Origin of the sequence: Paraburkholderia domus (genome assembly GCF_905220705.1) — a bacterium.
In the GTDB taxonomy this organism is placed as follows: domain Bacteria; phylum Pseudomonadota; class Gammaproteobacteria; order Burkholderiales; family Burkholderiaceae; genus Paraburkholderia; species Paraburkholderia domus.
In genome coordinates this window covers 933,330-957,681 of record NZ_CAJNAT010000001.1, presented here as the reverse complement: position 1 = coordinate 957,681, position 24,352 = coordinate 933,330, and the positions used below count along the sequence as shown (strand labels likewise).

At 61.9% G+C, this 24,352-nt stretch carries 22 protein-coding genes; 19 read left to right on the top strand and 3 right to left on the bottom strand.

The features are described 5' to 3' along the window. Positions 1-316 precede the first annotated feature (316 nt). A complete protein-coding gene (gene gyrA, locus KHO31_RS04175) occupies positions 317-2,953 on the top strand; it encodes a DNA gyrase subunit A (protein WP_211622800.1) in 2,637 nt (878 codons plus the stop codon). 123 nt (positions 2,954-3,076) lie between these two features. After that, the gene (locus KHO31_RS04170; protein WP_063496923.1) at positions 3,077-3,679 is read left to right on the top strand and encodes a DUF2059 domain-containing protein; all 603 of its coding nucleotides are present in this window, start codon (positions 3,077-3,079) and stop codon (positions 3,677-3,679) included. A 194-nt stretch (positions 3,680-3,873) separates the two neighbouring features. Here KHO31_RS04170 and KHO31_RS39110 read toward each other — a convergent pair whose 3' ends face one another. Beyond that, positions 3,874-4,167 carry a hypothetical protein gene (locus tag KHO31_RS39110; RefSeq protein ID WP_236060704.1) on the bottom strand — a complete coding sequence of 98 codons (294 nt, stop codon included), beginning with the start codon at positions 4,165-4,167 and terminating at the stop codon, positions 3,874-3,876. Between KHO31_RS39110 and serC the strand changes: the two genes are divergently transcribed. The 15 genes from serC (at position 4,057) to cysM (ending at position 19,914) form a co-directional block, all read left to right on the top strand. Further along, the gene (serC, locus tag KHO31_RS04165) at positions 4,057-5,103 is read left to right on the top strand and encodes a 3-phosphoserine/phosphohydroxythreonine transaminase (protein ID WP_236060692.1); all 1,047 of its coding nucleotides are present in this window, start codon (positions 4,057-4,059) and stop codon (positions 5,101-5,103) included. The genes KHO31_RS39110 and serC overlap by 111 nt on opposite strands. 54 nt (positions 5,104-5,157) lie before the next feature. Beyond that, entirely contained in the window at positions 5,158-6,240 is a 1,083-nt protein-coding gene (pheA, locus tag KHO31_RS04160; RefSeq protein WP_074282563.1) for a prephenate dehydratase, read from the top strand. 81 nt (positions 6,241-6,321) lie between these two features. Further along, on the top strand, positions 6,322-7,437 hold the full coding sequence (hisC, locus tag KHO31_RS04155; protein WP_201084691.1) for a histidinol-phosphate transaminase: 1,116 nt from the start codon (positions 6,322-6,324) through the stop codon (positions 7,435-7,437). Between the two features lie 51 nt (positions 7,438-7,488). Then, positions 7,489-8,439: a prephenate dehydrogenase gene (locus KHO31_RS39105; protein ID WP_201108642.1), complete on the top strand. Its 951-nt coding sequence runs from the start codon at positions 7,489-7,491 to the stop codon at positions 8,437-8,439. An 18-nt stretch (positions 8,440-8,457) separates the two neighbouring features. Beyond that, complete coding sequence (aroA, locus tag KHO31_RS39100) at positions 8,458-9,762, top strand: 3-phosphoshikimate 1-carboxyvinyltransferase (RefSeq protein ID WP_201108644.1); 1,305 nt, start codon at positions 8,458-8,460, stop codon at positions 9,760-9,762. 35 nt (positions 9,763-9,797) lie between these two features. Next, on the top strand, positions 9,798-10,484 hold the full coding sequence (gene cmk / locus KHO31_RS04145; RefSeq protein ID WP_201070337.1) for a (d)CMP kinase: 687 nt from the start codon (positions 9,798-9,800) through the stop codon (positions 10,482-10,484). 161 nt (positions 10,485-10,645) lie between these two features. Next, entirely contained in the window at positions 10,646-12,379 is a 1,734-nt protein-coding gene (gene rpsA, locus KHO31_RS04140) for a 30S ribosomal protein S1 (RefSeq protein WP_063496917.1), read from the top strand. A 101-nt stretch (positions 12,380-12,480) separates the two neighbouring features. Continuing rightward, entirely contained in the window at positions 12,481-12,807 is a 327-nt protein-coding gene (locus KHO31_RS04135; protein WP_028200079.1) for an integration host factor subunit beta, read from the top strand. A 325-nt stretch (positions 12,808-13,132) separates the two neighbouring features. Further along, a complete protein-coding gene (locus KHO31_RS04130; protein ID WP_074282569.1) occupies positions 13,133-13,426 on the top strand; it encodes a LapA family protein in 294 nt (97 codons plus the stop codon). Between the two features lie 69 nt (positions 13,427-13,495). Next, positions 13,496-14,671 (top strand): lipopolysaccharide assembly protein LapB, encoded by a 1,176-nt coding sequence (lapB, locus tag KHO31_RS04125; protein WP_201084690.1) that lies wholly within the window; start codon positions 13,496-13,498, stop codon positions 14,669-14,671. Positions 14,672-14,797: 126 nt separating this feature from the next. Further along, positions 14,798-16,213 carry a UDP-glucose dehydrogenase family protein gene (locus KHO31_RS04120; protein ID WP_201070331.1) on the top strand — a complete coding sequence of 472 codons (1,416 nt, stop codon included), beginning with the start codon at positions 14,798-14,800 and terminating at the stop codon, positions 16,211-16,213. Next, the gene (gene rfaE1 / locus KHO31_RS04115; protein WP_236060646.1) at positions 16,167-17,174 is read left to right on the top strand and encodes a D-glycero-beta-D-manno-heptose-7-phosphate kinase; all 1,008 of its coding nucleotides are present in this window, start codon (positions 16,167-16,169) and stop codon (positions 17,172-17,174) included. The genes KHO31_RS04120 and rfaE1 overlap by 47 nt, the downstream gene beginning before the upstream one ends. A gap of 99 nt (positions 17,175-17,273) precedes the next feature. Then, on the top strand, positions 17,274-18,266 hold the full coding sequence (rfaD, locus tag KHO31_RS04110) for an ADP-glyceromanno-heptose 6-epimerase (RefSeq protein ID WP_201070328.1): 993 nt from the start codon (positions 17,274-17,276) through the stop codon (positions 18,264-18,266). A gap of 77 nt (positions 18,267-18,343) precedes the next feature. Next, entirely contained in the window at positions 18,344-18,736 is a 393-nt protein-coding gene (locus tag KHO31_RS04105; RefSeq protein ID WP_201070325.1) for a ComEA family DNA-binding protein, read from the top strand. A gap of 275 nt (positions 18,737-19,011) precedes the next feature. Next, positions 19,012-19,914: a cysteine synthase CysM gene (gene cysM, locus KHO31_RS04100; RefSeq protein WP_201070322.1), complete on the top strand. Its 903-nt coding sequence runs from the start codon at positions 19,012-19,014 to the stop codon at positions 19,912-19,914. A 136-nt stretch (positions 19,915-20,050) separates the two neighbouring features. Here cysM and mltB read toward each other — a convergent pair whose 3' ends face one another. Further along, positions 20,051-21,235, bottom strand: a complete 1,185-nt coding sequence (gene mltB / locus KHO31_RS04095; protein WP_236071078.1) for a lytic murein transglycosylase B — start codon at positions 21,233-21,235, stop codon at positions 20,051-20,053. A gap of 242 nt (positions 21,236-21,477) precedes the next feature. Here mltB and KHO31_RS04090 point away from each other — a divergent pair, with 242 nt between their 5' ends. Together KHO31_RS04090 and KHO31_RS04085 are read left to right on the top strand one after the other, a co-directional pair. Then, complete coding sequence (locus KHO31_RS04090) at positions 21,478-22,401, top strand: histone deacetylase family protein (RefSeq protein ID WP_201084689.1); 924 nt, start codon at positions 21,478-21,480, stop codon at positions 22,399-22,401. Between the two features lie 63 nt (positions 22,402-22,464). After that, positions 22,465-23,265, top strand: coding sequence for an enoyl-CoA hydratase (locus tag KHO31_RS04085; RefSeq protein WP_211622798.1), 801 nt, complete (start codon positions 22,465-22,467; stop codon positions 23,263-23,265). A gap of 82 nt (positions 23,266-23,347) precedes the next feature. Here the strand turns inward: KHO31_RS04085 and KHO31_RS04080 are convergent, their stop codons facing one another. Next, entirely contained in the window at positions 23,348-24,274 is a 927-nt protein-coding gene (locus KHO31_RS04080; protein ID WP_201070312.1) for an alpha/beta hydrolase, read from the bottom strand. Positions 24,275-24,352 lie beyond the last annotated feature (78 nt).

Genomic DNA, 24,352 nt, shown 5'->3' with positions numbered 1-24,352 from the left:
AACGATAAAAAAATCTGTCCCCGATCAAATCGCCCTTCAAATGTGGTGCATGCGCAACAGAAGCAATCCGCTGAAGGCACCGCCAGTCATGGCTGAGCGGCGAATTGGCGCACGCACAAATCGAGCCTGCCTCGACTCGCTAGCTGGGCGCCAGGGCGCCGTTCCCGCTCGCCTGCTAATAGGTATACGTACCCCCGCCGGGGACGGATGCGCGACATGTTAGAATTGCGTGATGCGTTGCGCCTGCAATGCTTACGCGAAGGCGGCGGCGAAGTGGGGTTATCGCCGCCGCCTTGGCACGTAAAAGATACGGATAATGGATCAATTCGCCAAAGAGACTCTGCCAATCTCCCTAGAGGAGGAAATGCGCCGTTCGTATCTCGATTACGCGATGAGCGTGATCGTGGGGCGTGCGCTTCCCGATGTTCGCGATGGCCTGAAGCCGGTGCACCGGCGCGTGCTGTACGCGATGCACGAACTGAACAACGACTGGAACCGGGCTTACAAGAAGTCGGCGCGTATTGTCGGCGACGTCATCGGTAAATATCACCCGCACGGTGACACGGCTGTTTACGACACCATCGTCCGCATGGCGCAGAATTTCTCGCTGCGCTACATGCTGGTGGACGGTCAGGGCAACTTCGGTTCAGTCGACGGCGACAACGCCGCGGCGATGCGGTACACCGAAATCCGCATGGCAAAGATCGGCCATGAACTGCTGGCCGACATCGACAAGGAAACGGTCGACTTCACACCGAACTACGACGGCAGCGAAAACGAACCGGCCATCCTGCCGGCGCGGATTCCCAATCTACTGATCAATGGCTCGTCCGGTATTGCGGTTGGTATGGCGACCAACATCCCGCCGCACAACCTCAATGAGGTTGTCGACGCATGTCAGCATCTGCTGAAAAACCCGGAAGCCACGATCGACGAACTGATCGAGATCATTCCGGCGCCTGACTTCCCGACCGCCGGCATCATCTACGGCGTGGCCGGCGTTCGCGACGGCTACCGCACCGGCCGCGGCCGTGTGGTAATGCGCGCGCTCACGCACTTCGAGGAAATCGACCGCGGTCAGCGCATGTCGATCATCGTCGACGAATTGCCGTACCAGGTGAACAAGCGCTCACTTCTGGAACGCATCGCCGAACTGGTCAACGAGAAGAAGCTCGAAGGCATCTCCGACATCCGCGACGAATCCGACAAGAGCGGCATGCGCGTCGTGATCGAGCTGAAGCGCGGCGAAGTGCCGGAAGTCGTTCTCAATAATCTGTATAAGGCGACCCAGCTTCAGGACACCTTCGGCATGAACATGGTCGCGCTCGTCGACGGCCAGCCGAAGCTGCTGAACCTGAAGGAAATGCTGGCGTGCTTCCTGTCGCATCGCCGGGAAGTGCTGACGCGGCGCACTGTATACGAACTGCGCAAAGCCCGCGAACGCGGTCACGTGCTCGAAGGTCTGGCAGTCGCCCTCGCCAACATCGACGAATTCATCGCGATCATCAAGGCTGCGCCGACTCCGCCGATCGCCAAGCAGGAATTGATGGCGCGTCCGTGGGATTCGTCGCTGGTGCGTGAAATGTTGTCGCGCGCGGAGGCGGAGAACGCGTCGGCCGGTGGTCGTGAGGCTTATCGCCCTGACGGCTTGAATCCGTCCTTCGGCATGCAGTCCGATGGCCTCTACCGCTTGTCCGACACTCAGGCTCAGGAAATCTTGCAGATGCGTCTGCAACGCCTGACGGGTCTGGAGCAGGACAAGATCATCGGCGAATACCGCGAAGTGATGGCGCAAATCGCCGACCTGCTGGACATTCTGGCTCGCCCAGAACGCATTACGGCGATCATCGTCGACGAACTGACGTCGATCAAAGCCGAATTCGGCGACGCGCGCCGTTCGAAGATCGAGCTGAACGCAACCGAGCTGAACACCGAAGACCTGATCACGCCGCAAGAGATGGTTGTGACCATGTCGCACGCCGGCTACGTGAAATCACAGCCGTTGTCCGAATATAGTGCGCAGAAGCGGGGTGGTCGTGGCAAACAGGCCACGGCGATGAAGGAAGACGACTGGATCGACACGCTGTTCATCGCGAACACGCACGATCACATTCTGTGCTTCTCGAATCGTGGCCGCGTCTACAGCGTGAAGGTCTACGAAGTGCCGCAAGGTTCGCGGAATTCACGCGGCCGTCCGATCATCAATATCTTCCCGCTTCAGGACGGCGAGAAGATTACGGTTGTCTTGCCGGTAAAGGAGTTCTCGGCTGACAAATTCGTCTTTATGGGCACCGCGTTAGGAACCGTAAAAAAGACGCCGTTGGAAGCCTTCGGCCGCGTGTTGCGCAAAGGTATTATTGCGGTCGGTCTGGATGACGGCGATTACCTGATCGGCGCCGCCATTACAGATGGCCAGCACGACGTGATGCTGTTCTCGGATTCGGGCAAGGCAGTTCGCTTCGACGAGAACGACGTGCGCCCGATGGGCCGCGAGGCGCGCGGCGTGCGCGGCATGCAGCTGGAAGACGGCCAGAGCGTGATCGCGTTGCTGGTGGCTGGCGACGAGCAGCAGTCGGTGCTGACCGCAACCGAAAACGGCTACGGCAAGCGCACGCCGATCACCGAGTACACGCGTCACGGGCGCGGCACGAAGGGGATGATCGCAATCCAGACGTCGGAGCGTAACGGCAAGGTCGTCGCCGCCACGCTGGTGGATCAGGAAGCGCAGATCATGCTGATCACCAATACGGGCGTGCTGATTCGTACGCGCGTATCGGAAATTCGGGAAATGGGGCGCGCAACCCAAGGTGTTACACTCATCAGCCTTGACGAAGGGACCAAGCTTTCAGGTCTGCAACAGGTTGCTGAGGCGGAAGCGGATGTGGATGTGGAAGGCGACACCGAAGGTCCTGCCGAAGGCGACAACGGCGGTGAAGACGGTGGTGCGGCCTGATCTGCAGCGGCAGCTTTCAGTCTCGGCTATTGGTTGAAAGCTGCGCCGGGAATAATGGCGTATCGGGCCGATACGTATTCCGCGCAGCTCGCAGTTCAAGTTAATTTCTCTTAGGGAGTAATGATGCAAAAACGATTCAAACAACTGATGTTGCTGGCTGCTCTCGTGCCGACCTTCGCTATGGCTCAAGCACTTCAGAGCTCGGCTCCGGCGGCTCCGGCTGCTGCCGCGGCACCGGTTGATCCGGCCAAGCAGGCTGCAATCAAGGACCTGCTGGACGCAATCGACGCACAGAAGCTGGTCGGCGCAATCGGCAACAGCGCGCAAATGCAAGCTAAGCAACTGGTTCCGGCCATCCTGTCGGACGCCCTGAGCGAAAACAAGACGATGACGGACAAGCAGAAGCAGGCTTCCGTCCCGACGCTGCAAAAGAATGCAGTGCCGAAGCTGGTTGACGGCGCAGGCCAGGTGTTCGCAACGGACTCCTTCCGTCAAGACGCAATGCAAGCTCAGTACGACGCTTACGCGAAGTACTACAGCACATCGGAAATCAAAGATCTGACGGCGTTCTACAAGAGCCCGACCGGCCGCAAGTTCATCCAGGTGCAAGACCAGGTTGGCCGCGACGTCGTGAACGGCTTGATGCAAAAGTACATGCCGCAATCGATCAAGGCAACGCGTGACCAGGCAGACAAGGAAGTCGCTTCGGTCAAGCCGGCTAAGTAAGTTGACGAGGTTAGTCGGCTAACCTGGCCGACTGACCAAGCCAAAAGATCGAAAGGCTGCGCTGACATCGCGCTAGTCGCCGCTCGGCAAGCTATACGGCGTGCCGGGTTTGGCGGGTTGGCGGTGACAATGCGATAATGGCCGTTTGCGCACACGCGCAGACGGCCATTTTCTTTTTGGGCGCGAAATTGGTGTCAAACACGTGTTGCCAAACACGCGTCGTCAAACTCGTGCTGTCGAGTTCGCGTCGCTAATTTTGTAGTGGCTGCCTTCGCGGCTGCCGACTTCGCCGATTTTTGCGCGATCTGTTCGTTTTTCGCGCCAGCTTCCAGGATCTCACGATGCGCGTCTTTAATTTCTCCGCCGGCCCAGCTGCCATGCCCGAAGAAGTGCTGCGTCAGGCAGCCGACGAGATGCTCAATTGGCAGGGCAGTGGCATGAGCGTGATGGAAATGAGCCATCGCGGCAAAGAATTCATGTCGATCCATGAGGAAGCGCTCGTCGATCTGCGCGATCTGCTCGAGGTGCCGGCAAGTCACCGGATTCTGTTCCTGCAAGGCGGTGGCCTCGGTGAAAACGCGATTGTGCCGATGAATCTGATGGGCGCTAAAGCGCGCGCGGATTTCGTCGTGACGGGTTCGTGGTCGCAGAAATCGTTCAAGGAAGCGCAAAAGTACGGCACCGCGCATCTTGCCGCGAGCGGCAAGACCGCCGAGGGCTTCACGCGCGCGCCGGCACGCTCGGAATGGCAACTGTCGGACGATCCGGCGTATGTGCATCTGTGCACCAACGAGACCATTCACGGCGTTGAGACGTTCGAGATCCCCGATCTCGGCGATATTCCGTTGGTGGCGGACGCCTCGTCGCACATCCTCTCGCGCCCGATGGACATCGCCAAATACGGCGTGCTGTTCGGCGGTGCGCAGAAGAATATCGGCATGGCGGGCGTGACGGTTGTGGTCGTGCGTGAAGACATGCTGGATCGCGCGCAGTCGATCTGCCCGTCGGCGTTCGAATGGAAAACCGTCGCCGAGAACAATTCGATGTACAACACGCCGCCCACGTACGCGATTTACATCGCCGGGCTGGTGTTCAAATGGTTGAAGAAGCAGGGCGGCCTTACCGCGATGGAAGCGCGTAATCTCGAGAAATCGAAGCTGTTGTACGACGCGATCGATTCGAGCGGCTTCTATCTGAACAAGGTCGAGCGTGGCTCGCGCTCGCGGATGAACGTACCGTTTTTCCTCGCCGACGAGTCGCGCAACGAAGATTTCCTGGCCGGCGCGAAAGCGCGGGGAATGGTGCAGCTAAAGGGCCACAAGTCCGTCGGCGGCATGCGGGCGTCGATTTATAACGCCGTCCCGCTCGAAGGCGTCAAAGCGCTTGTCGAATACATGAAGGAATTCGAACAGCGCAGCGCCTGAGGTCGAGGCGCGCGCATCCTTTCCAGCAGTTACCCGGTAGGGCCGCATTCACGCATGGACGACGAACTCAATACCCGACTCAAACCCCTTCGCGAACGCATCGACGCGCTCGACGCGCAACTCATCGCGCTCCTCAATCAGCGCGCCGCGGTGGCGCTCGAAGTGGGTGAGGTCAAGAAGCATTTCAACGCGCCGGTGTTCCGCCCGGAGCGCGAGCAGCAGGTGATTGCGCGCCTGCAGGATATGAGCGACGGCCCGCTGGCCAGCGAGCATATCAGTGCGATCTGGCGCGAGATCATGGCCGCGAGCCGCGCGCTCGAGAAGACCATCAAGGCCGCGTATCTCGGCCCGGTCGGCACGTATAGCGAACAGGCGATGCATGAGTACTTCGGTCAGTCGATCGAAGGCTTGCCGTGCCCGTCGATCGATGAGGTATTTCGCTCGGTCGAAGCAGGCGCCGCCGAATTCGGCGTTGTGCCGGTCGAGAATTCGACCGAAGGTGCAGTGTCGCGCACGCTCGATCTGCTGCTGCAAACCCAGCTCACGATCGGCGGCGAACTGGCCTTGCCGATTCACCACAATCTCCTGACGCTGAACGGCGGCCTCACCGGCGTGACGCGGGTGTGCGCGCACGCGCAGGCGCTCGCCCAGTGCCAGCGCTGGCTCGCGACCAATGCGCCGCATCTCGAGCGGCAGGCGGTGTCGAGCAATGCCGAAGCCGCGCGCATGGCAGCGGAAGATCCGACTGTCGCCGCGATCGCTGGTGATCGCGCCGCGACGCATTACGGTCTGCAAGTCGCGTACGCCCTGATCCAGGACGATCCGCACAACCGCACGCGTTTCGTGATGATCGGCAAGGAGCGCACCGGCGTCAGCGGGCACGACCAGACGTCGTTGATCGTTTCGGTGGCGAACGAGCCGGGTGCGGTGTTCAAGCTGCTGGAGCCTTTGGCGCGCCATAGCGTCTCGATGACCCGTTTCGAGTCGCGCCCCGCGCGCGTCGGTACGTGGGAGTACTACTTCTATATCGACGTCGAAGGCCATCGCGACGAGCCGGCAGTCGCCGCCGCGCTGACCGAACTCGGCCAGAAGGCCGCGTTCCTGAAGATACTCGGCTCGTATCCGCGCGCCCGTTGATGTCGGCCGAGGCGCGCGTACGTCGCTCGGGCGCGCCGGTCGCAGGTTCACTTACTACTATTTAGTCGTTCGGAGATTTTCATGACAACGTCGTCCTTCGGTCCTTCCTATGTGCGCGCGATCGCGCCTTACATCGCCGGCAAGCCGATTTCGGAAGTGGCCCGCGAGTTCGGTCTCGACGAAGCGACCATCGTGAAGCTCGCGTCGAACGAAAATCCGCTCGGCATGCCGGAATCGGCGCAACGCGCCATGGCGCAAGCGGCTAGCGAACTCGGCCGCTATCCGGACGCGAATGCATTCGAACTGAAGGCAGCGTTGAGCGAGCGCTACGGCGTGCCGGCCGACTGGGTCACGCTCGGCAACGGCAGTAACGACATTCTCGAAATTGCCGCACATGCGTTCGTCGAGAAGGGCCAGTCGATCGTCTACGCGCAGTACTCGTTCGCGGTCTACGCGCTCGCCACGCAAGGCGTGGGTGCGCGTGCAATCGTCGTACCGGCCGTCAAGTACGGCCACGACCTCGACGCGATGCTCGCCGCGATCACGGACGACACCCGCCTGCTCTTTGTCGCGAATCCGAACAATCCGACCGGCACGTTCATCGAAGGCGCGAAGCTCGAAGCGTTTCTCGACAAGGTGCCGCGTCACGTGGTCGTGGTGCTCGACGAGGCGTACACGGAATATCTGCCGGAAGAAAAGCGCTACGATTCGATCGCATGGGTGCGCCGCTATCCGAATCTGCTGGTTTCACGCACGTTTTCGAAGGCGTTCGGCCTCGCCGGCTTGCGTGTCGGCTTCGCCATCGCGCAGCCTGAGTTGACCGATCTGCTGAACCGTCTGCGTCAGCCGTTCAATGTGAACACGCTGGCGCAAGCCGCGGCGATCGCGGCGCTGAACGACAAGGCGTTTCTGGAAAAGAGCGCGGCCTTGAATGCACAAGGCTATCGCCGCCTGACCGAGGCGTTCGACAAGCTCGGCCTCGAGTATGTGCCGTCGGACGGCAACTTCGTGCTGGTGCGCGTCGGCAACGACGAAGCAGCCGGCAACCGCGTCAACCTCGCGTTGCTGCAGCAGGGCGTGATCGTTCGCCCGGTCGGCAACTATGGTTTGCCGCAATGGCTGCGCATCACGATCGGCCTGCCGGAAGAAAACGAAGCGTTCCTCGCGGCGCTCGAAAAGACGCTCGCCGCCGCGTAAGCGGTTGACCTTGACCCGCGCGCCTCACTTCATGGAAGGCGCGCTTTTTCTGTGACTGACGTGGCCGCGTTCTCTTTCAATAAGCTGGTGATTTTCGGTGTCGGCCTGATCGGCGGATCGCTCGCGCGCGCGCTGCGTGAACGGGGTGAGCGGGGTGAGGCGGCCGGCGCGCGAACCGTGATCGGCGTCGGGCGTTCGCCCGCGTCGACAGCGCGCGCGCTTGAGCTGGGCGTAGTCGATGAAACCGCCGCGCTGGGTGATGACGTCGCGTTGCGTGCTGCGCTGTCCGGTGCCGACTTCGTGCTGCTTGCCGCGCCCGTCGCGCAGACACAGCCGCTGCTCGAACGCATTGCGCCGTTTCTCGATACCAATACGATCGTCACCGATGCCGGCAGTACCAAGTCCGACGTGGTCGCTGCGGCACGTGCGGCGCTCGGCGTACGCATCGCGCAGTTCGTGCCGGGGCATCCGATTGCCGGCCGTGAGGCGAGCGGTCCGGATGCGGCGTTGCCCGACCTGTACGTGAACCGCAACGTCGTGTTGTGCCCGCTGCCGGAGAATGCACCGGAAGCGGTCGAGCGCGTTGCCGCGATGTGGCGTGCTACCGGCGCTTGTGTGCGCGACATGACGCCCGAACAGCATGACCGCGTGCTCGCCTCGGTCAGCCATTTGCCGCACGTTTTGTCTTTCGCGCTGGTCGAGCAGATTCTCAATTCGCCCGACGCCGCGCTGAAATTTTCATTCGCCGCCGGCGGCTTCCGTGACTTCACGCGCATCGCCGCGTCCAGCCCGGAAATGTGGCGCGACGTGTGCGTGGCGAATCGCGTTGCGCTGCTCGACGAACTGGATGCCTACACGGCGGTGCTCGCGCGTTTGCGCGCGGCGATCGACGCCGGCGACGGCGCTGCGCTCGAAGCCGTGTTCGCCCGCTCGCGGGTCGCGCGTAGCGAGTGGCAGGAACAGCGCACTAACGCGGCCGCCTTAGGCGACGCGTCGAAATAACCGGAACTGGACTCAATCATGGAATTCCTCGACCTCGGACCATTTTCTCGTGCGTCCGGCATGGTTCGTTTGCCCGGTTCGAAAAGCATTTCGAATCGCGTGCTGCTGCTCGCGGCGCTCGCCGAAGGCGAGACGACGATCACGAACCTGCTCGACTCCGACGACACCCGCGTGATGCTCGACGCGCTTGAAAAGCTCGGCGTGCGCCTGAAGCGCGAAGGCGACACCTGTGTGGTGACCGGCACGCGTGGCGCGTTCACGGCGCGCACGGCCGATCTGTTCCTCGGCAACGCCGGCACGGCCGTGCGTCCGCTGACCGCGGCGCTCGCAGTGAATGGCGGCGACTATCGTATCCACGGCGTGCCGCGGATGCACGAGCGGCCGATCGGCGATCTGGTCGACGGCTTGCGGCAGATCGGCGCGAAGATCGACTACGAAGAGAACGACGGCTATCCGCCGCTGCGGATTCGCCCGGCGCAGATTTTGGCCGACGCGCCGATCCGCGTGCGCGGCGACGTCTCGAGCCAGTTCCTGACCTCGCTGCTGATGACGCTGCCGCTGCTGCGCACTGAAAGCGGCGTGACCACCGTGCAGGTGGATGGCGAACTGATCTCGAAACCCTACATCGAGATCACGATCAAGCTGATGGAGCGCTTCGGCATCAAGGTCGAGCGCAACGGCTGGCATCAGTTCGTCGTGCCGGCAGGGCAGCGCTATCAATCGCCGGGCACCATCATGGTGGAAGGCGACGCGTCGTCGGCGTCGTATTTCCTCGCGGCCGGCGCGCTCGGCGGCGGCCCGTTGCGAGTGGAAGGCGTTGGCCGGGCCAGCATCCAGGGCGACGTCGGCTTCGCCGATGCGCTCATCAAGATGGGCGCAAACCTGCAGATGGGCGAGGACTGGATCGAAGTGCGCGGCGTCGGCAACGACAACGGCAAGCTCGATCCGATCGACATGGACTTCAACCTGATTCCCGACGCTGCGATGACGATTGCCGTTGCCGCGCTGTTCGCGGACGGCACGACCACGCTGCGTAACATCGCCAGCTGGCGCGTGAAGGAAACCGACCGGATCGCCGCGATGGCGACCGAGCTGCGCAAGGTCGGCGCGAAGGTGCAGGAGGGCGAGGATTTCCTCGTCGTCACGCCGCCTGAAAAATTGATTCCGAACGCCTCGATCGACACCTACGACGATCACCGCATGGCGATGTGCTTCTCGCTCGTGAGCCTGGGCGGCGTGCCGATCCGGATCAACGACCCGAAGTGCGTTGGCAAGACCTTCCCTGATTATTTCGAGCGCTTCGCGGCGCTCGCTCAACCCTGATTCGCTCCCGAATCGACTGACGTGCGACTTTTTCGATGAAACCGATCCGTCCCTTTCACCAAACGCCCGTCATTACGATCGACGGCCCCAGCGCCTCCGGCAAAGGCACCGTGGCTGCGCTGGTTGCCGCGAGTCTCGGTTTCCATTTGCTGGACAGCGGCGCGCTGTACCGGCTCGCCGCGCTGGCCAGCGTCCGCTACAACGTTGCGGCGGACGACGCCGACGCGCTTGTCAAACTGATCGACGACCTGCACATCACTTTCCGTGAAGGGTTGGCGCAGCTCGACGGCGCGGATGTATCCGCGGAAATTCGCGCGGAAGAGGTCGGCAGCCGCGCTTCGGCGATTGCCGTGCACGCGCCCGTGCGAACCGCGCTGGTGGCCCGTCAGCGGGCTTTCCGTAAGGAACCGGGACTAGTCGCCGACGGCCGTGACATGGGCACGGTGATCTTCCAGGACGCCGTGCTGAAGGTGTTCATGACGGCCAGTGTGGAGGCCCGTGCGGCGCGCCGACATAAGCAATTGATCCAAAAAGGATTTTCTGCTAATATAGATGACTTGCTCCGGGATTTGCGTGAGCGCGACGAGCGTGACAGTCAGCGCACGGCCGCGCCGCTCAAGCCCGCAGCGGATGCAAAGCTGCTTGATACCTCCGCATTGTCTATCGACCAGGCGGTCGAGCAGGTGGTGCAGTGGTATGAAGCATTGGTCCCGCATGCCTGATGTACGGGCAGTGGGCGCAGTAGAGAAGAAGTGAGAAGCAAGTGTTGTCAGTAGGTGCTCTGCATATGTCGTGGAGCGTGTTTTAACCCCTTAACCCCGCGTGGCATTCGCACTCTAGCCGTCATTGCTGACCATCCGGCCAGCCGGGCACCGCGAGAACCATGCAAATTTTGATTTTTATGTCCGACCTGCAAACTTCCAACCCGAATACCGAATCTTTTGCGGCTCTGTTCGAAGAGTCGCTGACCAAGCAAGACATGCGCGCCGGCGAAGTGATCTCCGCCGAAGTCGTGCGTGTTGACCACAACTTCGTGGTCGTCAACGCTGGTCTCAAGTCCGAAGCCTACATCCCGCTCGAAGAGTTCCTGAACGACGCGGGCGAGGTAGAAGTGCAGGCGGGCGACTTCGTTTCCGTCGCGATCGACGCGCTGGAAAACGGCTATGGCGACACGATCCTGTCGCGCGACAAGGCGAAGCGTCTGGCTTCGTGGCTGTCGCTGGAAAAGGCTCTCGACAACAACGAACTCGTGACCGGCACGATCACGGGCAAGGTCAAGGGCGGCATGACCGTCATGGTCAACGGCATCCGCGCGTTCCTGCCGGGTTCGCTGGTTGACACGCGTCCGGTCAAGGACACGACCCCGTACGAAGGCAAGACGCTGGAATTCCGCGTCATCAAGCTCGACCGCAAGCGTAACAACGTCGTGCTGTCGCGCCGTGCTGTGATCGAAGCGACCCAAGGCGAAGAGCGCGCAAAGCTGCTCGAAACGCTGAAGGAAGGCGCGATCGTGGAAGGCGTGGTGAAGAACATCACGGATTACGGCGCGTTCGTGGACCTCGGCGGTATCGACGGCCTGCTGCACATCACCGACATCGCATGGCGTCGTGTGCGTCATCCGAGCGAAGTTCTGTCGGTTGGCCAGGAAGTCACCGCGAAGATCCTCAAGTTCGATCAAGAGAAGAACCGCGTTTCGCTGGGTATCAAGCAACTGGGCGACGATCCGTGGGAAGGCATTTCGCGCCGTTACCCGTCGGGCACGCGCCTGTTCGGTAAGGTCACCAACATCACCGACTACGGCGCATTCGTCGAAGTGGAATCGGGCATCGAAGGCCTGGTTCACGTGTCGGAAATGGACTGGACGAACAAGAACGTTGCACCGTCGAAGGTTGTTCAGCTGGGCGACGAAGTCGAAGTCATGGTTCTCGAAATCGACGAAGACCGCCGCCGTATCAGCCTCGGCATGAAGCAATGCAAGCCGAACCCGTGGGACGACTTCAGCCGCAACTTCAAGAAGGGCGACAAGCTGCAAGGCGCAATCAAGTCGATCACCGACTTCGGCGTCTTCATCGGTCTGCCGGGCGGCATCGACGGTCTGGTTCACCTGTCGGACCTGTCGTGGAGCGAAACGGGCGAAGAAGCAGTTCGCAAGTACAAGAAGGGCGACGAAGTGGAAGCGATCGTTCTCGGCATCGACGTCGAGAAGGAACGCATTTCGCTGGGTATCAAGCAGCTCGAAGGCGACCCGTTCAGCAACTTCGTTGCAATGAACGACAAGGGTTCGATCGTCGACGGCGTGGTCAAGACGGTAGATGCGAAGGGTGCAGTGGTTACGCTGTCGGCTGAAGTCGAAGGCTACCTGCGCGCTTCGGAAATCGCACAAGACCGCGTGGAAGATGCTCGCAACGTGCTGAAGGAAGGCGACAAGGTCAACGCGATGATCATCAACATCGATCGCAAGTCGCGTGGTATCAACCTGTCGGTCAAGGCCAAGGATTCGGCTGAGCAACAGGAAGCGATCCGCGGCCTGGCTTCGTCGGATTCGAGCTCGGCTGCTACCGGCACGACGAACCTCGGCGCGCTGCTGAAGGCTAAGCTCGACGGTCAGAACCAGTAATTGAGGAACGCCCCCAAACTTGGCGCCTCGCGCCAGGCCCCCGAAAGGGGAAATTACAACATGGGGGCGACCCGGCGTTTTCTTGAGAGGTCTGCTGCAGTATGACCAAATCGGAATTGGTCGCCCAGCTGGCTACGCGATTTCCGCAGCTTGTACTTAAAGATGCGGATTTCGCGGTGAAGACGATGCTTGATGCGATGTCGGAGGCGCTTGCCAACGGTCATCGCATCGAAATTCGCGGCTTCGGCAGCTTCGGCCTTAATCGTCGTCCCTCCCGCGTTGGGCGTAATCCGAAGTCGGGCGAGAAGGTGCTGGTACCTGAGAAGTACGTACCGCACTTCAAGCCGGGCAAGGAATTGCGCGAGCGGGTAGATCGACGTTCGGGCGAGCCGCTGAAGGCCGATGAGCCGGATGACGACGACCTGTAAATGCTTCGCTGCGCGGTTTGCAGCATGGCATTGGTAGCGTCAGCGGCCAAAGCCAGACGGCAAAGGACCAGAAAAAGCGCCTTCGGGCGCTTTTTTTTCGTCCGTCTTTTTTGTCCCCCACGCCCGGCGCATTCCCCAATCGATCTCACCTGCCCACGCATCCTCTTGCGGCAAGATCAACCTCGCGTAAGTCCTCTATTAGCCAGTTCCTGCCCAGTCGCGAGGGCTTCAATTACAATACGGGTCACTTCGGCGCGGGCAACACCGTGGCGCGACGCGTCATCAAGCCGGCGTCACCCCGCAACTGCCGTCAAGAGACCTATTCATGAAATTTATCGTCTGGCTGATCCGTGTGCTGGTGTTCGTGCTCTTGCTGGTGCTCGCGCTCTCCAATACACAACCCGCTACGCTGAATTTCCTCGCTGGCTACGCGTGGTCGGCGCCTTTGATTCTGATCGGCCTCGCGTTTTTCGTGGTGGGGCTGTTGGCCGGGCTGGTGTCGTCGATGCCTGCCATGGTGCGCCTGCGCATGGAGAATGGCCGGCTTAAGCGCGAGCTGCGTGTGGCACGCGAAGCCCCGGTCGTGGTCGAACAACCGCCCATGCCGCCGCTGATCTAAGTTGTCTTCTGCCGCGTTTCTGAAGCGCGGCTTTCCGTTTTTGCTGTTCCGCACATTTGCATTTATCGCATGGATCTAGACTTCTGGTGGCTGCTTGTCATACCCGTCGCTTTTGCGTTCGGCTGGATGGCCGCGCGCTACGACCTCAAGACGCTGCTGTCCGAAAGCGCCAACCTGCCGCGTTCGTACTTCCGCGGCCTGAATTTCCTGCTCAACGAGCAGCCTGACCAGGCGATCGACGCGTTTATCGAAGTCGTCAAGCTCGACCCGGAAACGATCGAGTTGCACTTTGCGCTAGGCAATCTGTTCCGCCGCCGCGGTGAGACGGACCGTGCGATTCGCGTACATCAGAACCTGTTGAGCCGCACCGATCTGCCCGTCACCGAGCGCGATCACGCGTTGTATGAACTGGGCCAGGATTTCCTGAAGGCCGGTTTGCTCGATCGGGCCGAAGAGACCTTCCGTTCGCTCGAAACCGGCAATTACGCGTTGGGTGCACAGCGTGCGCTACTAACCATCTACCAGATCGAGAAAGACTGGGTTAAGTCGATCGACACCGCGCGCCACCTGGAAACAATGGGCGCTGAGTCGCTCGACAAGGAAATCGCGCAGTTCCATTGCGAGCTTGCCCAGGAAGCGCTGCAGCAGAAAAACGCCGACGAAGCACGCCGCCAACTCGGCTTTGCATTGAAGGCGAATCCGGCCAACGTCCGCGCCACGATCCTGTTCGGCGACGTCGATGCGGCGGCCGGCTCGCAAGAGGCGGCTATCGTCCAATGGCGGCGCGTCGAGGAGCAGAATTCGGCCTATTTGCCACTTGTCGCGGAAAAGCTGATGAAGGCCTATGAGGCACTCGGCCGTCCACAGGATGGGGCCGATCTGCTCACCACGTGGGTGGACCTCTATCCGTCGAACGATCTGCTGGACGTGACCTATCAGCACATTGCTGCGGTACGTGGACCCGACGCTGCTCATGCGCTGGCGCGCTCGCAGATGCAGAAGTCGCCGAATCTGGCGGGCATGACGCGTCTTCTGGAAGCCCAGGAAGCCGTCGCGGAAGAGCCGCGGAAGAGCGAGCTCGAACTGATGCGTACGCTGATCCGTCAGCGCACCAAAAATTTGCCACGGTATACGTGCCAGAATTGTGGTTTCAGGGCGCGGTTGTTCTACTGGCAGTGCCCGGGTTGCAGCGGTTGGGAAACCTATGCGCCACGTCGCGTCGAACCGATCACGGCGTCGAACTGATCGCGAATGCGATCGTATAACCGTGCCGCAGCGACTGCGGCCCGTCAGGCGGATTAGCCCGGGCGGGATCATGACGGCCCTGTTTACTACGAGAAACTCCCACCGGATTCCTCTACCGGAAAGCGTATGAAAATCACCATTATCGGCACGGGCTATGTTGGCCTCGTCACTGGCGCGTGCCTCGCTGAAATCGGCCATGACGTCTTCTGTCTCGACGTCGATCCGCGCAAGATCGAAATCCTCAACAACGGCGGCGTGCCGATCCACGAGCCGGGGTTGCTGGAGATCATCGCCCGCACGCGCAAGGCGCGCCGCATCACGTTTTCGACGGATATCGAAGCGAGCGTGGCGCACGGCGAGGTGCAGTTCATCGCCGTCGGCACGCCGCCTGACGAAGACGGCTCGGCTGACCTGCAATACGTGCTCGAAGCGGCGCGCAACATTGGCCGCACGATGAACAGCTTCAAGGTGATCGTCGACAAATCGACGGTGCCGGTCGGCACCGCGCAGCGCGTGCGCGCGGTGGTCGAAGAGGAGTTGGCCAAACGCGGGCTCACCAATAGCGAGCAGCACCGCTTCTCGGTGGTGTCCAACCCTGAGTTTCTGAAGGAAGGCGCGGCGGTCGACGACTTCATGCGCCCCGATCGCATCGTGCTCGGCAGCGACGAAGACGAAGCCGGCCTGCGCGCGCGCGAACTGATGAAGCGTCTGTACGCGCCGTTCAACCGCAATCACGAGCGCACCCTGTACATGGACGTGCGCTCGGCTGAGTTCACGAAATACGCAGCCAATGCGATGCTCGCCACGCGCATCTCGTTCATGAACGAAATGTCGAATCTGGCGGATCGGGTCGGCGCGGATATCGAAGCGGTGCGCCGCGGCATTGGCTCGGACCCGCGCATCGGCTATCACTTCCTGTATGCCGGTTGCGGCTACGGCGGTTCGTGCTTCCCGAAGGACGTGCAGGCGCTGATTCGCGCCGCCAGTGAAAGCGGCCACAATCTGCGCATCCTCGAAGCGGTCGAGGAAGTGAATTACCAGCAGAAGGACGTGCTGGTGCACAAGATCACGGGCAAGCTCGGCGAAGATCTGAGCGGCCGCACGTTCGCCGTGTGGGGCCTCGCATTCAAGCCGAATACCGACGACATGCGCGAGGCGCCGAGCCGTCGCGTGATTGCCGAGTTGCTGGCGCGTGGCGCCCAGGTTCGCGCGTATGATCCGGTCGCGGTGGCCGAAGCGCGCCGCGTGTTCGCCATTGATCTGCACGACGCACCGGACCAGCTTGCGCGTCTCACGTTCACGAGCACCCAGGACGAAACGCTCACCGGCGCCGACGCGCTGGTAGTCGTCACCGAATGGAAGGAATTCAAAAGCCCGGATTTCCTGCATCTGAAATCAGTGCTGAAGTCACCGCTGATTTTCGACGGCCGCAATCTGTACGAGCCGGACGCGATGACCGAGCTCGGCATCGACTATCACTCGATCGGACGACCTTATGCCCAGCCCTCTGAATTTCCGGCCGATGTCTCCAGCAATGCCTGAGGCCGCTCAGTCCACACCCGCGCCCGCACTGACCGTGGTGCCGCGCGAACGCATCGGCGCGGCGCGCGTGCTGGTGGTCGGCGACGTGATGCTCGATCGCTACTGGTTCGGCGACGTGAACCGTATTTCGCCGGAAGCGCCGGTGCCGGTCGTGCATGTGCAGCGTCAGGAAGACCGTCTTGGCGGCGCGGCGAACGTGGCGCGCAATGCGGTTGCGCTCGGCGCGCAAGCGGGTTTGCTGTGCGTGGTCGGTCATGACGAGCCCGGCGAGCGCATCGTGCAACTGCTTGGCGAAAGCGGTGTCGCGTCGCATCTGGAACGCGATCCGGATCTGCTCACCACGATCAAACTGCGCGTGTTGTCGCGTCAGCAACAATTGCTGCGCGTCGACTTCGAAAACACGCCGGCGCACGAAGTGCTGCTCGCGGGCCTCGCGCGTTTCGACGACCTGCTGCCGTCGCACGACGTGATCCTGATGTCCGACTACGCGAAGGGTGGGCTCACGCACGTCACACAGATGATCGCGAAGGCGCATGCGGCGGGCAAACCGGTGCTGGTCGATCCGAAGGGGGACGACTGGGAGCGCTATCGCGGCGCCACGCTGATCACGCCGAATCGCGCCGAGTTGCGCGAGGTGGTTGGACACTGGAAGTCCGAAGAAGATCTGATCGCGCGTGTGACCAAACTGCGTGCCGATCTCGAGTTCAAGGCGTTGCTGCTGACGCGTTCGGAAGAAGGCATGACGCTCTTCTCCGACGACGGCATCCTGCACGCTTCGGCCGTTGCACGCGAAGTGTATGATGTATCGGGCGCGGGCGACACCGTGATCGCCACGCTCGCCGTCATGCTCGGCGCGGGTCTTACGCTGGTCGAGGCGGTCGGGCTCGCGAATCGCGCGGCCGGCATCGTGGTTGGAAAACTCGGTACCGCCACCGTCAACTACGACGAACTTTTTCATTGATGCAGCCCGCCGGATTCCTTGCCTTGCGCGCTTCAGTTTCAGCGGCGCAAAAGAGGGACCCGCGGGGCGTCAACTGAACACCATTACCGCAGGATCATTATGACCCTCATCGTCACCGGCGCGGCCGGCTTTATCGGCAGCAATCTCGTGAAGGCGCTCAATGAGCGCGGTGAACAACGCATCATTGCGGTTGATAACCTCACGCGCGCGGACAAGTTCAAGAACCTCGTCGACTGCGAAATCGACGACTATCTCGACAAGACTGAGTTCGTCGAACGCTTCAAGCGTGGCGACTTCGGCAAAGTTCGTGCGATCTTCCACGAAGGCGCTTGCTCGGACACGATGGAAACCGACGGCCGCTATATGATGGACAACAACTTCCGCTATAGCCGTGAGGTGCTCGATGTCTGTCTCGCGCAGAACATCCAGTTTCTCTATGCGTCCTCGGCGGCAACGTATGGCGGCTCAAGCCGCTTCGTCGAAGAGCGCGAGGTCGAACAGCCGCTCAACGTGTACGGTTATTCGAAGTTCCTGTTCGACCAGGTGATTCGCCGCGTGCTGCCTACCGCGAAGAGCCAGATTGCCGGCTTCCGTTATTTCAACGTATATGGGCCGCGCGAGACGCATAAGGCGCGCATGGCGTCGGTGGCGTTTCACAACTTCAACCAGTTCCGCGCCGAGGGCAAGGTCAAGCTGTTCGGCGAATACAACGGCTATGCTGCGGGCGAGCAGACGCGCGATTTCGTCTCTGTCGAAGACGTGGTCAAGGTGAACCTGTTCTTCTTCGACAATCCGGACAAGTCGGGCATTTTCAACCTGGGCAGTGGCCGCGCTCAGCCGTTCAACGACATCGCGAGCACGGTGGTCAACACGCTGCGTGCGTTGAACAACGAGCCGCCGTTGTCGCTCGCGGATCAGGTGCAACGCGGGCTGATCGAATACATCCCGTTCCCCGATGCATTGCGTGGCAAGTACCAATGCTTCACGCAAGCCGACCTGACCAAGCTGCGTGCTACCGGTTACGACGCACCGTTTCTGAGCGTGCAGGAAGGTGTCGATCGATACGTACGTTGGCTATTCGGCCAGGTGTAAATCTTTCGGATACCTCTTTAAACTGGAATCTCCCGGTTGGTGATGGTCGTCAACCGGTTGTACGAGGGAGATTCCATATGTTTCGAAAAATTCTGGTTACCGCGGCCATGCTGGCCGCTTTCGGCCACGCCTATGCGGCGGTCGACGTCAACACGGCTAACGAGGATGCGCTGCGCGGCATCAAGGGCATCGGTCCTGCCAAAGCGAAAGCCATTCTCGAAGAGCGTTCAGCGCATGGTCCGTTCAAGGATCCGTCCGATCTCGGCAAGCGCGTCAAAGGCATGGGCGGGCATACCGTCGAGCGCTTGCAGGCGGAGGGTCTCGCTGTCGGTCCGGCTGGCGCGGCTGCTAACACGCAGGCTGCGGCGTCTGCACAGACCAAGGGCGCGGCCGCTGCGGGCAATGGCGCCAACGCGGCCAACTCGGCCACTACCCAAAAGAGCAACGCCACTGTGGCGGTGAAGAAATAGCCTGACGCGGGCCGTGCGTGCGAGGCGCTTCACCTCTGTGCACACGGCCTGATGCCGTCGTTCCCCTTCATGGTCGGAGTGGGTAAGAACACTCCTTCAGCTGTCATGCAGATGACTGGCTCCCGCGGTTCTCAGCCGCGGGCTTTTTGCGTTGCACGCGCTCGCCAGTTGGCGCCTGCATCCATGCGGCCAGAAGGGCCGCACGGCAGCCGCACGCACGGTGGTTTAGAATCGATGGATTGAAGACTCCGCGCATCGACAGCACCCGAACCGATATGACTTACAAAACGATTGAAGACACGATCGGCAATACGCCGCTCGTGCAACTCGTCCGGCTCCCTGACGACGAGATCCGCAGCCGCAATAACGTGATCCTTGCGAAGCTTGAGGGCAACAATCCCGCGGGGTCGGTGAAGGACCGCCCGGCGCTGTCGATGATCAAGAAAGCGGAAGCGCGCGGGCGTATCAAGCCGGGCGACACGCTGATCGAATCGACCAGCGGCAACACCGGCATCGCGTTGGCGATGGCTGCGGCGATCCGCGGCTACAAAATGGTGCTGATTATGCCGGAGGACCTGTCGGTGGAGCGCCGTCAGAGCATGGCCGCCTATGGCGCGCAGATCGTGCTGACGCCGGTGACGGGCGGCATGGAGTACGCGCGCGATCTGGCTGAACAGATGCAGCGCGAAGGCAAGGGCATCATCCTCGACCAGTTCGCGAACCCGGACAATCCGGCCGCGCACGTCGAAGGCACCGGCCCGGAAATTTGGCGCGACACAGAAGGGCGCATCACGCACTTCGTCTCGTCGATGGGCACGACCGGCACGATCATGGGCGTGTCCACCTACCTGAAGGAACAGAATCAGGCCATCGAGATCATCGGTGCGCAGCCGGAAGAGGGGTCGCGCATTCCGGGCATCCGCAAATGGCCGGAAGCCTATCTGCCGAAGATTTTCGATCGTAGCCGCGTGGATCGCGTCGAGAACGTGGGCCAGGCTGCGGCCGAAGCGATGGCGCGGCGCATGGCGTCAGTTGAGGGGATCTTCGCCGGCATCTCGTCGGGTGGAGCCTGCGAGGTGGCGCTGCGCGTCGCGCGCCAGGTCGAAAACGCAACGATCGTGTTTATCGTCTGCGATCGGGGTGACCGGTATCTGTCGACGGGTGTGTTCCCGGCTTGATTGCGCTTCAGCGCATTGAGTGGCCCTCAAACTGAGTTGGCCAATAAAAAAAGCGCCGGTCTAACTGGCGCTTTTTTTGTATCGCTTGCTACCTGTTCGTGACGCGGCGAGTGTCTGGCAACCGCCGCTCGGCTTATTATTGCGACGCCGCACCCGGCGCCGCTGCATTGCCGCTGTCACCCGCCGCGTCGCTCGCTTCCATCTGCGCTTTGACCCGCTGGCCCAATTGATAGACCGCCAGTGCGTAGAAGAAACTGCGGTTATAGCGAGTCAGCACATAGAAGTTCTTCAAGCCCAGCATGTACTCGGTACCGCGCCCGGGCGACGGCAGGTCCACCACCGTGACCGGCGTGCCCGCTTCCGACGCGATATCGACTCCCGGCTCGTTCAGCAGCAGTCCGGCACGGAGCAATTGGTCCAGCGGCCAATGCGGCTCCGGCTTACCATCGGCGGCCGCTTGCGCCACACCCAGGCTGCCGGCGTCCATGCCGATCTTCCACACCACGGGTCGGCCGTTTTCCCAACCGTTCTGCCGCAGATAATTCGCCACGCTGCCGATCGCATCCGCCTGGCTCGTGCGCAGATCGATCTGCTTGTTACCGTCGTAGCTCACCGCATATTGCACAATGCTGCTCGGCAGGAACTGCGGAATGCCGATCGCGCCGGTATAGGAGCCGAGCACGGTGGTCGGATCGATTTGCGAATCGCGCGTCCACACCAGGTAGTCTTCGAGATTCTTGCGGAAAGTCGCCTGGCGATCCGCGCGATTGGCCGTATTCGGGTAGTCGAAACTGAGCGTGGTCAGCGCGTCGAGCACACGGAAGTTGCCCATGAAGCGCCCGTAGATCGTCTCCACGCCAATGATGCCGACGACCACTTCCGGCGGCACGCCGAACTCTTCGTAGGCGCGTTGCAGCGTGGCCTGATTGGCGCGCCAGAAGCGCACGCCGGCGTTGATGCGCACCTGGTCGAGAAAGCGCGACTGATACACACGCCAGTTCTTGATCGTCGGGGAGGGCGACGGCGTAACCAGCTTGACCGCCGTGGCCGAATAGCTCACGCGCGCGAAGAGGGCGTGCAATGCGGCTTCGTCGAAGTCGTAGCGCGCCGACATGTCGCTAATGAAGGCGTCGACATTCGGGTTATTCGCGTAACGCTGCGGAATGATCTCTTCTTCGAAGGTTTGCCCTTGCGGCACCGCCGGTTGAGGCTGGCTTTGCGCGAGCAGCAGCGGCTTTTTCGCGGCGCTTTGCGCCATCGCCGGACTGGTTGCCATGAACATGCACGATGCGACGGATAGTGCAGCGGTTACGGTCTTCATGCGTAGCCGGTTTCGTGCAGACAGAGCAAGCTTGACGGTCATAGTGAGCTAGGGGCGCAGTGCGAAAGAGACAGGGGAAACGGACCGAGGCAGTATACCCGACGCTTTCCGCAAAACTGTGCCCAGCGCGTCACAGTCGCATCGTGTGGTAACTTGGCAAATGTTGGCGCGCCCAGTGCGCGCGCCCATGGACGGAGACACGCCGCGCGCGCTTTGAAAGCGCCGCGCCGCAAACGAGACACATGGCAACAGGCTTTTATTCCCACGCCGATTGTTTGCTGCACGATATGGGGCAATGGCATCCTGAATGTCCGGCGCGCCTGCAGGCAATCGAAGACCAACTGATCGCGAGCCGCATCGACGCGCTGATCGAGCGCGAGTCGCCGCCGCTTGCCGACGAAGCCGCGCTCTTGCGCGTGCATACGCAAGCCCACATCGATTACATCCGCAGCCGCTCGCCTGCGGAGGGCCTCGCCGAAATCGATCCCGACACGTCGATGAACCCGCACACGCTGCAGGCCGCGTTGCGCGCAGCCGGCGCCGCGGTGGCCGCGACCGACGCGGTGATCGAAGGCCGCTTCGACAACGCGTTCTGCAGCGTGCGGCCGCCCGGCCATCATGCGGAGCCGGCACGCGCGATGGGTTTCTGCTTTTTCAACAACGTGGCGATCGCCGCGCGTCATGCGCTCGAGGTGCACGGCCTGCAGCGCGTCGCGATCGTCGACTTCGACGTCCACCACGGTAACGGCACCGAAGCGGCCTTTTCGGGCGATTCGCGTGTGCTGATGTGCAGCATCTTCCAGCATCCGTTCTATCCGTTCACCGGTGCCGACAATCAGGCGCCCAACATGTGCAACGTGCCGATACCGGCCCGCTCGAAAGGCATGGTGGTGCGCGAAGCGGTGGACATGCTGTGGCTGCCGCGCCTGCATGATTTCAAGCCGGAGATGATCTTCATTTCGGCCGGCTTCGACGCGCATCGCGAGGACGATCTCGGCAATATGGGTCTCGTCGAAGACGACTACGCCTGGATCACCGATCAGGTGCGCGAGATCGCGAAACGCTATGCGCATGGGCGGATCGTCAGCTGTCTCGAAGGCGGGTACAACCTGTCGGCGCTCGGACGCAGCGTGGTTGCGCACGTGCGCTCGCTGGCCGGAATCTGAGTTGCCACGCCGCAAGAACTGCGCGAACGTTGCGAACTGCATGAATTCAACGAGGAGCGAGCCATGAATGCCGAGGTGCGCAGTGCTTCGCTGGTCGAAATCGAACACGACGCCTATGGTGTGCCGGGCGTCGTGCGATTGACGATGAACCGTCCCGATGCCTTCAACGCGCTCTCCGAAGCCCTGCTAGACGAGTTGCAGTCGGCGCTGACGGCGCTGGCCGCGTCCAGCGCGCGGGTGGTGGTGATCACAGGTGCCGGCCGCGCGTTCTGCGCGGGACACGATCTGCAGGAAATGCGTGCGGCGCCATCGCTCGCCTATTACCAGGCGTTGTTCGCGCGCTGCACGAAACTGATGTTGACGATCCAGCGCTTGCCGCAACCGGTGATCGCGCGCGTGCACGGCATCGCCACGGCTGCCGGCTGTCAGCTGGTCGCGATGTGCGATCTGGCAGTCGCGGCCGATACCGCGCGCTTTGCTGTCTCGGGCGTCAACCTGGGACTCTTCTGTGCGACGCCTTCAGTGCCGCTGTCGCGCAATCTGTCGCGTAAGGCAGCGCTCGAAATGCTGCTTACCGGCGATTTCATCGACGCCGTGCAGGCGAGGCAGCAAGGCCTCGTGAATCGCGTGGTTCCGGCGGACGCGCTCGACTCAGAAGTCGCGCGGCTCGCGAAAAGCATCTGCGCGAAACCCGTCGAAGCGGTGAGGGCCGGCAAAGGCCTGTTCTATCGACAGCTCGAAATGGGCATCGAAGCGGCGTATCAGCTAGCCGGCCAGACCATGGCCTGCAACATGATGGACGACTCCGCACTCGAAGGCGTGCAGGCCTTCATCGACAAACGCCCGCCTGACTGGAAGCGCTAGCCAGGCTGGGTCGTTCCTGGCAGGGGGCGGGGCCAGCATGCAGATGTGCGGGAGGCTGAGGCGCCACCATGCCGTGCGGCGCTCAGGCTTTGGGCAAGCGTTTCTCAATCCAGTCGATGAGCGCGCCGATCACCCGATCCCGGTCGAGATCGTTCATCGTCTCGTGATAGCTGTCTTCGTGCATCGTGAGCGTCTTGTCCGGCGAACCCGCATGCGCGCCGAAATCGCGGCTGCCGTCCGGTTCCGTGAGCTTGTCGGCGGTGCCGTGATACACCAGCAACGGTACGCGTAGCCCAGCACGGCCGCGTTCGATGCGCGCCATCGCCAGCAACAACTCCGCGCCCGTACGTGCGGGAATCGCGCCGTGATGAACCAGTGGGTCATTGCGATTGGCATTCACCACGGGCTGAAGGCGTGACAGCAAAGCCGCATCGATCTTCATGGCCGGGAAGGTCGGCCAGATGCGGCTGATCACCTGGCTCACCTTGAGCATCCAGCGCGGCACATCGCGGCCCGGTGCGAGCGCGGGGCTTGACAGGATCAGACCGCTCAACCGACGCCCGCTCGCCTCCAGCCGTTCGATTGCGTAGAGCGCAGCGACTGCGCCGCCCATGCTGTGGCCCATCAGAAACAGCGGTGCGCAGCGGGTAGCCGCTTCATCGAGCAAGGCTTGGGCGTCGAGCAGATAGTCGTCGAAGCGATTCACCCACACGCGTTTGCCGGGCGCATGCCCGTGTCCGCGCAAATCGATGGCGACGAGTTCAATGCCCGCCGGGTTCAGCCGATCCGCCAGTGCCGCGTAACGCCCCGCGTGCTCCGCGAGCCCATGTATCAGCGCGACCGTGCCACGCAGTTGTGTCGTCGCAGGCCAGCGGTACAACGGCAGTTCGACGCCGTCGCTCGTCGTGACCGTCGAGCGCTGCGCGCCGCCGCCTTTCGGGGCGTCGGCAAGGGCGTCCGCAGGGGCACCCGCAGCGGGGCGCACATTGTCAGGTCGAGTTGTTTCCATAGCGGGCGTTTATCCTGAACGTGTCCTGATTCTGATTCGCCCGATCATAGTCGCAGCGGGTGCGCACACGCGAGCTTC

Excerpts from the sequence above, each read along its gene's own strand:
- gyrA (WP_211622800.1), top strand. The coding sequence starts at position 317 with ATGGATCAATTCGCCAAAGAGACTCTGCCAATCTCCCTAGAGGAGGAA.
- KHO31_RS04170 (WP_063496923.1), top strand. The coding sequence starts at position 3,077 with ATGCAAAAACGATTCAAACAACTGATGTTGCTGGCTGCTCTCGTGCCG.
- serC (WP_236060692.1), top strand. The coding sequence starts at position 4,057 with ATGCCCGAAGAAGTGCTGCGTCAGGCAGCCGACGAGATGCTCAATTGG.
- KHO31_RS39110 (WP_236060704.1), bottom strand. The coding sequence starts at position 4,167 with ATGGATCGACATGAATTCTTTGCCGCGATGGCTCATTTCCATCACGCT.
- pheA (WP_074282563.1), top strand. The coding sequence starts at position 5,158 with ATGGACGACGAACTCAATACCCGACTCAAACCCCTTCGCGAACGCATC.
- hisC (WP_201084691.1), top strand. The coding sequence starts at position 6,322 with ATGACAACGTCGTCCTTCGGTCCTTCCTATGTGCGCGCGATCGCGCCT.
- aroA (WP_201108644.1), top strand. The coding sequence starts at position 8,458 with ATGGAATTCCTCGACCTCGGACCATTTTCTCGTGCGTCCGGCATGGTT.
- cmk (WP_201070337.1), top strand. The coding sequence starts at position 9,798 with ATGAAACCGATCCGTCCCTTTCACCAAACGCCCGTCATTACGATCGAC.
- rpsA (WP_063496917.1), top strand. The coding sequence starts at position 10,646 with ATGCAAATTTTGATTTTTATGTCCGACCTGCAAACTTCCAACCCGAAT.
- KHO31_RS04135 (WP_028200079.1), top strand. The coding sequence starts at position 12,481 with ATGACCAAATCGGAATTGGTCGCCCAGCTGGCTACGCGATTTCCGCAG.
- KHO31_RS04130 (WP_074282569.1), top strand. The coding sequence starts at position 13,133 with ATGAAATTTATCGTCTGGCTGATCCGTGTGCTGGTGTTCGTGCTCTTG.
- lapB (WP_201084690.1), top strand. The coding sequence starts at position 13,496 with ATGGATCTAGACTTCTGGTGGCTGCTTGTCATACCCGTCGCTTTTGCG.
- KHO31_RS04120 (WP_201070331.1), top strand. The coding sequence starts at position 14,798 with ATGAAAATCACCATTATCGGCACGGGCTATGTTGGCCTCGTCACTGGC.
- rfaE1 (WP_236060646.1), top strand. The coding sequence starts at position 16,167 with ATGCCCAGCCCTCTGAATTTCCGGCCGATGTCTCCAGCAATGCCTGAG.
- rfaD (WP_201070328.1), top strand. The coding sequence starts at position 17,274 with ATGACCCTCATCGTCACCGGCGCGGCCGGCTTTATCGGCAGCAATCTC.
- KHO31_RS04105 (WP_201070325.1), top strand. The coding sequence starts at position 18,344 with ATGTTTCGAAAAATTCTGGTTACCGCGGCCATGCTGGCCGCTTTCGGC.
- cysM (WP_201070322.1), top strand. The coding sequence starts at position 19,012 with ATGACTTACAAAACGATTGAAGACACGATCGGCAATACGCCGCTCGTG.
- mltB (WP_236071078.1), bottom strand. The coding sequence starts at position 21,235 with ATGAAGACCGTAACCGCTGCACTATCCGTCGCATCGTGCATGTTCATG.
- KHO31_RS04090 (WP_201084689.1), top strand. The coding sequence starts at position 21,478 with ATGGCAACAGGCTTTTATTCCCACGCCGATTGTTTGCTGCACGATATG.
- KHO31_RS04085 (WP_211622798.1), top strand. The coding sequence starts at position 22,465 with ATGAATGCCGAGGTGCGCAGTGCTTCGCTGGTCGAAATCGAACACGAC.
- KHO31_RS04080 (WP_201070312.1), bottom strand. The coding sequence starts at position 24,274 with ATGGAAACAACTCGACCTGACAATGTGCGCCCCGCTGCGGGTGCCCCT.